Below are 7,311 nucleotides of genomic sequence, written 5' to 3' on the forward strand. Positions count from 1 at the left end.
GTCTCCCGGACCCTGCACGCCCAACGAGGCCGGCATTTGTCTCGACCTGATCGCCAGAGCTCCGGACACGCTGCCCATTCTGGGCGTCTGCCTGGGCCACCAATCCATTGGCCAGGTCTTCGGAGGAGCCGTGATCCGCGCCAAGGCCCTGATGCACGGCAAGACCAGCCTGATCCACCACGAGGGCCAGGGCGTGTTCGCACGTATCCCCTCGCCCTTCACCGCCACGCGTTACCACAGCCTCGCGGTGCGTCGGGAAGACCTCCCGGAGGTGCTCGAAGCCGTAGCCTGGACGGAGGACGGCGAGATCATGGGTATTCGCCACCGGACCCGGCCGATCCATGGCGTGCAGTTCCATCCCGAATCGATCGCCACGGAGCACGGCCACGATCTGTTGGCCAATTTCCTCGACCTCGCGGGCGCCTCGCGGCTGGCTGAGACCTAGGGGCGGCGCAACATGTCCGACGCCTTCAAGCCCCTGCTCGCGCGGCTCGCCGACGGCGCGGTCCTGGACGAGGCCGACGCCGAGGCCTTCTTCGCCGCATGTTTCCGCGCCGAGCCGACCCCGGCCCAGGTGGGCGCAGCGCTAACCGCCATCCGCATGCGCGGCGAGACCCCGGGAGAGATCGCGGCTGGCGCGCGCGCAATGCGGGCCGTCGCCTTGAAGATCGCCCCGCCCTACCCCGTGATCGACGTTTGCGGCACCGGCGGGGACGGCGCTCACACGCTCAATATCTCGACCGCCGTTGGTTTCGTGGCGGCCGGCGGCGGGTTGAAGGTGGCCAAGCACGGTAACCGCGCGCTGTCGTCGAAGTCCGGGACCGCCGATGTCCTCTCCGAACTCGGCGTCGGGGTTGATCCCGGCCCTGAACGCCAACTGCGCGCGCTGGAGGAGGCCGGGATCTGCTTCCTGTTCGCTCAGGCGCATCACCCCGCCTTTCGCCATGTCTCGCCGATCCGGGCGGAACTCGGCTTCCGCACCGTCTTCAACATGCTGGGTCCGCTGACCAATCCGGCCGGCGCCCAGCGGCAGGTGATCGGCGTCGCCATGGCCCGCTGGGTCGAACCCATCGCCCAGGTGCTTGCAAAGCTGGGGTCGGAGCGCGCCTGGGTAGTCCATGGCGACGGCCTCGACGAAATCACAACAGCCGGCGAAACCCAGGTCGCCGAACTGCGGGACGGCCGAGTGCGCAGCTTCACCATCAGCCCAGAGGAGGCCGGCCTGCCGCGCGCAGAACTGGCCAACCTCGTTGGGGGAACGCCGACCGAGAACGCCACCGCGCTTCGGCAGGTGTTGGCCGGCGAAACGGGACCCTATCGGGACATTGTCTGCCTGAACGCCGCGGCCGCCTTCCTGGTGGCGGACAAGGTTGAGACCCTGGCTGAGGGCGCCGCGCTGGCCGGGGCGATTCTCGACGATGGCCGCGCCGCCGCTGCGCTCGACAAGCTCGTGGAGATTTGCGGGCGATGACCGACGTGCTGGAGCGGATCGCCGCCTACAAGCGTGAGGAGGTCGCGGCGCGCAAGGCCGCCCGCCCGGTGGTTGACGCTTCGGCTGCGAGTCCGCCGCGCGGATTTCGCGAGGCCCTGATCCGGGGGAGCGGACCGGGTCGCCTGGCGCTGATCGCGGAAATCAAGAAGGCCTCGCCTTCAAAGGGCCTGATCCGCGCTGATTTCGATCCACCCGCGCTGGCGCGCGCCTATGAGACAGGGGGTGCCGCCTGCCTGTCTGTCCTGACCGACGCGCCGAGTTTTCAAGGTCACGACTCGTTCCTCACCGCCGCCCGCGACGCGACGGCGCTCCCATGCCTCCGCAAGGAGTTCCTGGTCGATCCCTGGCAGGTGGCGGAGAGCCGCGCGCTGGGCGCAGACGCCATCCTCGTCATCCTCGCCATGGTCGATGACGCACTGGCCGCCGACCAGATCGCCGAGGCTCGGCGCTATGGCATGGATGTGCTGGTCGAAGTTCACGATGAAGCCGAGATGGCCAGGGCGTGCGGGCTGGGCGCCGATCTGGTCGGCGTCAACAACCGAGACCTCCGAACCTTCACCACCGACCTCGGCGCCACGGAGCGACTGGCGGCCCTTGCGCCGACCGGCGCCCTGCTGGTGACCGAGAGCGGAATCGGCGGGCCGGCCGACGTCGCTCGCCTCGCAAAGTCCGGCGCGGGCGCGATGCTGGTTGGAGAAAGCCTGATGCGCCAGGGCGATCTGGCCGCCGCGACTCGCGCCCTGCTCGCCTGAGTCGACGCTTCCCGAGTGATTTCTCTAAGGATTCCAAGGTCTCACGGCGTAACTTGACATTAACTCAGAACGCCTAGAGAACAAACGCGAACGTTGATGTTTTGTTCTGGAGACCTCCGGATGCTGACCCGCAAACAACATGAACTCCTGATGTTCATCCATGAGCGCATCAAGGAGAGTGGTGTTTCGCCGTCCTTCGACGAAATGAAGGACGCGCTGGATCTGGCGTCCAAGTCGGGGATTCACCGCCTGATCACCGCCTTGGAAGAACGCGGCTTCCTGCGCCGTCTGGCCCATCGGGCCAGAGCGCTCGAGGTGATCAAGCTCCCGCAACAGGCGACGCCGGCCGCACCGGCCAAGGGTCGCGCGCCCTTCAAGCCGCAGCTGGTCGATGCCAGCAGCGTTACGCCGACCGCCGCCAATGACACGCGCGAACTCCCCATCCTCGGAAAGATCGCCGCTGGGACACCTATCGAGGCGATTCAGCAGGAGCGCGACCGGATCCAGGTTCCCGAGTCGATCCTCGGGGCCGGCGAACACTTCGTGCTCGAGATCTCTGGAGACTCGATGATCAACGCCGGGATCCTTGACGGTGATTTCGTGGTCATCCGCCGCTCGGACAGCGCCGCCTCGGGCGACATCGTGGTGGCGTTGATCCAGGGCGAGGAGGCCACCCTAAAGCGGCTCCGCAAGAAGGGCGCGTCCATCGCACTGGAGGCTGCGAACCCAGCTTACGAGACCCGGATCTTCGGACCCGATCAGGTCGCGGTTCAGGGTAAGCTCGTCGGCCTGATCCGCCGCTATCACTGACCCCGGTCGGCGGCGTCAGAACTCGACTCTGAGGCCAGCTGAGATGCGTTCCCGGCGCAGGTCGGAATAACCTTCCAGGACCTCAAAGTCCAAGTAGGGCATCCAGCCGTTGGGCAGGATAACCAGCACCCCTGCGCCCAGGTTCCAGGCATTGCGATCGGGCGTATCGGTGCGCACCTGGAACACGCCGCCATTGGGAGCCAGCGCCAGGCTAGTTGTGATTGTCCGGGGATCGTCCCTGAACTCGTGTTCCCACTCGGCGCGGGCCTGGGGAACCACAACACCCCAAGGAAGGCTGATCGCGTAAGAAGCCCGCGCGCCGAGTACGGAAACCAGCGACGTTGCGCGCGACTTCGAGATCCGCAGCGCAAGGCCGGTGTTGGCTGCGTCCGCTTCTGTGTAGCCATCGACGCTGGCGCGGTTCCATCGCAGCCGCGCGTAGGGGCCGAAGCTCACCGGACCGGCGTCGACATCGTAGGCTAGGCCCAGCGAGCCGGCGTATCGGCGACCATCCGCTGAGCCCGTCGCGCGGATGTCCACCTGTTGGAGGGTCCGATTGCTCTCCTGGTAGCTGCCGTTGCGTCGGAAGTCCTGGTCGGAGAACCCGACACCGAGCGAGCCCTCCAGTGTCAGGCGATCCGCGAGAGCCATTGAACCATAGGCCGTGATGTCGATCTCGGTGACGTCGGACCCGCCCGCATTGGCCAACGGCGTAAAGTTGCGCCCCGCGGGATTGGCGTCGAAGTCGCTCTCGTCGTCGCTATATGTAAGCGACAGGCCGAGGATCGTTTCGGCGGTCGGCCTGAAATCCCCGCCCGCCGTGAACCGCCAGGTCCGCCCCTCGAAGGCGCGCTCATTGGCGAAGGCGGCCCGATACTGCTCCAGGTCCTCCGACTGATAGGTCGCGAACAGACTGACCCCCCGCGCGACGGGCGCATCGCCACCCTCTTCGCGCACCGACTCCAGCCGCGCCTCCGTCAGCGCGGCAAGCGCCTGGGCTCGGGCCAACGCGTTGGTTCCGGCCACCGCAGCCTGGTTCGGCGTGAGCGAAGACTGGCTATCAGTCGAAATCACCCCACCCCGCGACTGCGCGCACAAGGCCACCAGCACCCCGGTCGCCGACGGACAGGCCGTAACGAAAAAGGTCCGGACCGGAGCATTTCCCGGCGTCTGGGCCTGGGCCGCACCACCAGCCGCAAGCGCCAACGTCACCGCCAATCCCACCCACGCCCGCATCTAGTGCACTCCGCTGCCTGCTGGCGCGCCCTGGCGCGCCACGAAGAAAAAGTCCCCGGCCTCATGGCCCGCAAAACGGATCGGCGCATAGACCGGGATTTGATCAATGCTGGCGCCCGCCGCCGACACCGCCACCTGCTGGGTGACCTTCTGCGCCAGCCGCTGGCTCTCCAGAATTCCGCTGTTGCCGCGCAAGGCGGCCAGGAAGGCGGCCGCAAACACAGAGTGGTCGCCGCCGCCGCCGTCCAGCACCGGCTGCACCCCGCCCGAGGTCAGCACCACACGCGCCTTCTTGGTGGCCATGGCCTGCAACCAGCGGACCCGCTCCTCGCCCGACATGCCCGGATCCAGCCGCGCGATCGACGCCCGCGTTAGGACGCCGGAGTAGCAGGAGTCCGCGACGAGCAGGATCTGCTTGGCGGTCATGGCGTTCAGCACGTCGGTGATCTGGATTGAGGAGATCCAGTTGGCCGAGGAGTCGATCTCAGCGTCGACAGGCAACCAGTAGCCCCGGTCATTCACGCGATCGAGTTCGCCGTGCCCGGCGTAGTAGATCAGCAGGTTGTCCTGGTCAGTCAGCGTCGCGCGGAGTTTGTTCAGCGCCGAAAGCACCTGATAGCGATCCGCGTTCAGGAGCAGCGTGGTCTGAAAGCCGTAGCGGGTGCGGAGCACCTCATCGACCGCCTTGGCGTCAGTAACCGCCGTCTCCAGCGCCTGGATGTGCTTGTAGGCGTTGTTGCCGATCACCAGCGCGTGGAACCGACCGAACTTGAAGTCCGAGGCCGGCACGCCGTCCAGCATCGCCTCAACGCCACGCGCCACGGGCATCCGGACGGCCGCGGCCTTGAGTCTCGCCACCTCGTCGTCCAGCAGCGCCAGCTTGCGGCGGCTTTCGGTCAGTTCGCCCTCGCGGGCCTTAAGGCGGGCTTCCAGATCCGTGCGCGCCTGGCTGGCCTGCCCCTGGGCGGCGGACAGCTCGCGTCGCAAACGCTCGACTTCGGCGGCCTCTAAGCGGGCCCGGTTGGCGCCCTGGGCGCGATCCGCCTCAATCTGCGCAAGGCGCGCAGCGGTGGCGTCGCGTTGCGCGCGCGCGGCTTGCGCCTCGGCCTCTGCGGCGGCCACCTCCGCCGTGCGCCGCGCGCGCTCTTCCTCCAGCCGACGACCCAGGCTGGTCGATTGACTTTCGAGCCTCGCCACGGCCGCGCGCGCGGACTGAAGCTCGGCGTCGCGGGCCGCCACGATGCCGCGCTGGGCGTCAAGCGCCTGCCGCATCGCCGCCAGTTCCGCCGTGGGGGCCGAGGCCCGTTCGCGTTCAGCAAGTTCGGCCGTCCGCTGGCTGAGTTCGGCCCGCGCCGCCGCCAAATCGGCCTGGCCCTTATCCACGGCCGAGGTCTCGCGCGCCAACCGATCCTGCAGCGCCTTGAGTTCGCCTTCCAGCCGACCGCGCGCCGCCCGCTCTGTGGCCAGGTCGGCCGCCAGCTGATCCCGCTCGGCCCTGAGCGCCCCGGCTTCCTCCACCGGCACAAATGGCGCTTGCGCCGCGCCGAGCCCCGACGCCTTGCGATACAGCTCCGCCGCCTTCACCGGGTCACGCGGCACGCCTAGACCGCGCTCATAAAGCGCGCCCAGATTGATCTGCGCCCGTGCAGAGCCCTGATCGGCCGCCAGCTGGTACCACTGCACCGCCAGATCGGGCTGCGGTGCGGCGCCCATCCCCTTTTCAAAGATTTCGCCCAGATTGGTCTGGGCCTCGATGTCGCCGCCCTTGGCCAGCGGCAGCCAGACCTTCAGCGAACTGGCCACGGTCGCCCGGTCAGCCGCCGTGTATTCGCCGCCGCGGATGGCGCATTCCGACGCGGCGGTCTTTATCGCCTTGCGCGCCGTCACATAGGTGGCCTGCGTCCCCAGTCGCTGAACCTTGCCGGGCAGCAGGCAGTCAACGATCAGCAGGCCCGTCGGATCCGGCTCCGCCGCGCGAGTCACCGGTGCGCTGGAGGCCACGGCTATCGCCGCCACGCCCGCCCAGAACACCCTTTGATTAAGCGCCGACACCCCTGCGCGCGCCCCCTCGTTACAACCGTAATCTATACGTCGATAACAGCGTTCCGGAGGCCGGTTAAGCTGAAACCGTCGCCAGATGCAGCAGACCATGGCAGGCTGCGCCATCGCCTGCCCGGAGGTTACCCATGGACAAGCTCGCCGCGCTCGCTTTGACGGTCGTCAGCCTCGCTCTGATGGCCGCGGAACGCCCCTCACTTGCGCCGCAGAATCTGCGACCCATTGGCGATCAGACCCTGACCCTGACTCAGGCCGACCACCAGGGCCGCCCTGCGCTCCGCGCCGCGGAATCAACGCCCGGGCCCGAGGGCGGCCGGTTCATCATCCTGCCGGGCGGCGATTTCGGCGACGGCGTCGTTGAACTCAAGGTGTCAGGCTCTCCCGCCGCCACCGCCAACTCCGGCGCGCGTGGCTTTGTCGGGGTCATGGTCCGTGCAACTGCGGACGCCTCGGCCGGGGAACTGTTCTATGTCCGCCCGACCAACGGCCGCGCCGAGGATCAGGAACGACGCAACCATGCGGTCCAGTACGTGTCTCCGCCGGACTGGACATGGCAGCGCATGCGCCGCGAAACGCCCTCGCGCTATGAAAGCTATGCCGACATGGAGCCCGGCCGCTGGATCCCGCTGCGCCTCGAAGTGGCCGGCGACAAGGCCCGTCTCTATGTGGGTGGAGCGACGCAACCGACCCTTATCGTCAATGACCTGAAGCGTGGCGCCGCCGCCCGCGGGCCCATCGCGCTATGGATCGGCCCCGGCACGATCGGCCACTTTGCGGATCTCAGTGTGGAGCGGCGGTAGGAACGCTGCCTTCGCCGAGACCTTTTGCTCGGCGCGCTTCTTGGCCTTCCGCCCGAAGCCGTGCCGAAGAATGGCGGTGACGCAGGGATTCGAACCCTGGATACGCTTTCACGTATGACGATTTAGCAAACCGTTGCCTTCAGCCACTCGGCCACGTCACCCA

At 67.7% G+C, this 7,311-nt stretch carries 7 protein-coding genes and 1 tRNA gene; 5 read left to right on the forward strand and 3 right to left on the reverse strand.

Going from position 1 to position 7,311, the window contains the following annotated elements; all coding sequences use genetic code 11:
* From ACIQ3R_RS12760 to lexA, 4 genes are all read left to right on the forward strand, one after another.
* The coding region (locus ACIQ3R_RS12760) for an anthranilate synthase component II (RefSeq protein WP_397419061.1) at positions 1-445 on the forward strand (445 nt) is incomplete at its 5' end.
* A 12-nt stretch (positions 446-457) separates the two neighbouring features.
* Positions 458-1,471 (forward strand): anthranilate phosphoribosyltransferase, encoded by a 1,014-nt coding sequence (gene trpD / locus ACIQ3R_RS12765; RefSeq protein ID WP_397419063.1) that lies wholly within the window; start codon positions 458-460, stop codon positions 1,469-1,471.
* A complete protein-coding gene (gene trpC / locus ACIQ3R_RS12770) occupies positions 1,468-2,244 on the forward strand; it encodes an indole-3-glycerol phosphate synthase TrpC (RefSeq protein ID WP_397419065.1) in 777 nt (258 codons plus the stop codon). Before trpD ends, trpC begins: the two co-directional genes overlap by 4 nt.
* A gap of 120 nt (positions 2,245-2,364) precedes the next feature.
* Entirely contained in the window at positions 2,365-3,054 is a 690-nt protein-coding gene (gene lexA / locus ACIQ3R_RS12775; RefSeq protein WP_397419067.1) for a transcriptional repressor LexA, read from the forward strand.
* Between the two features lie 15 nt (positions 3,055-3,069).
* Here the strand turns inward: lexA and ACIQ3R_RS12780 are convergent, their stop codons facing one another.
* Both ACIQ3R_RS12780 and ACIQ3R_RS12785 read right to left on the reverse strand, forming a co-directional pair.
* A complete protein-coding gene (locus tag ACIQ3R_RS12780; RefSeq protein WP_397419069.1) occupies positions 3,070-4,290 on the reverse strand; it encodes an autotransporter outer membrane beta-barrel domain-containing protein in 1,221 nt (406 codons plus the stop codon).
* On the reverse strand, positions 4,291-6,342 hold the full coding sequence (locus ACIQ3R_RS12785) for a caspase family protein (protein WP_397419071.1): 2,052 nt from the start codon (positions 6,340-6,342) through the stop codon (positions 4,291-4,293). It lies immediately after the preceding gene.
* A gap of 134 nt (positions 6,343-6,476) precedes the next feature.
* On the opposite strand from ACIQ3R_RS12785, the gene ACIQ3R_RS12790 reads away from it, so the two are divergent.
* Positions 6,477-7,148, forward strand: a complete 672-nt coding sequence (locus ACIQ3R_RS12790; RefSeq protein WP_397419073.1) for a hypothetical protein — start codon at positions 6,477-6,479, stop codon at positions 7,146-7,148.
* Positions 7,149-7,219: 71 nt separating this feature from the next.
* Here the strand turns inward: ACIQ3R_RS12790 and ACIQ3R_RS12795 are convergent.
* A tRNA-Ser gene (locus tag ACIQ3R_RS12795) sits at positions 7,220-7,309 on the reverse strand.
* Positions 7,310-7,311: the final 2 nt, after the last annotated feature.

The organism is Phenylobacterium sp., from assembly GCF_044371015.1.
Classification (GTDB): Bacteria; Pseudomonadota; Alphaproteobacteria; order Caulobacterales; family Caulobacteraceae; genus Phenylobacterium.

What these genes read in the sequence shown, in the direction of transcription:
- trpD (WP_397419063.1), top strand. Translation starts at nt 458, where the DNA reads ATGTCCGACGCCTTCAAGCCCCTGCTCGCGCGGCTCGCCGACGGCGCG.
- trpC (WP_397419065.1), top strand. Translation starts at nt 1,468, where the DNA reads ATGACCGACGTGCTGGAGCGGATCGCCGCCTACAAGCGTGAGGAGGTC.
- lexA (WP_397419067.1), top strand. Translation starts at nt 2,365, where the DNA reads ATGCTGACCCGCAAACAACATGAACTCCTGATGTTCATCCATGAGCGC.
- ACIQ3R_RS12780 (WP_397419069.1), bottom strand. Translation starts at nt 4,290, where the DNA reads ATGCGGGCGTGGGTGGGATTGGCGGTGACGTTGGCGCTTGCGGCTGGT.
- ACIQ3R_RS12790 (WP_397419073.1), top strand. Translation starts at nt 6,477, where the DNA reads ATGGACAAGCTCGCCGCGCTCGCTTTGACGGTCGTCAGCCTCGCTCTG.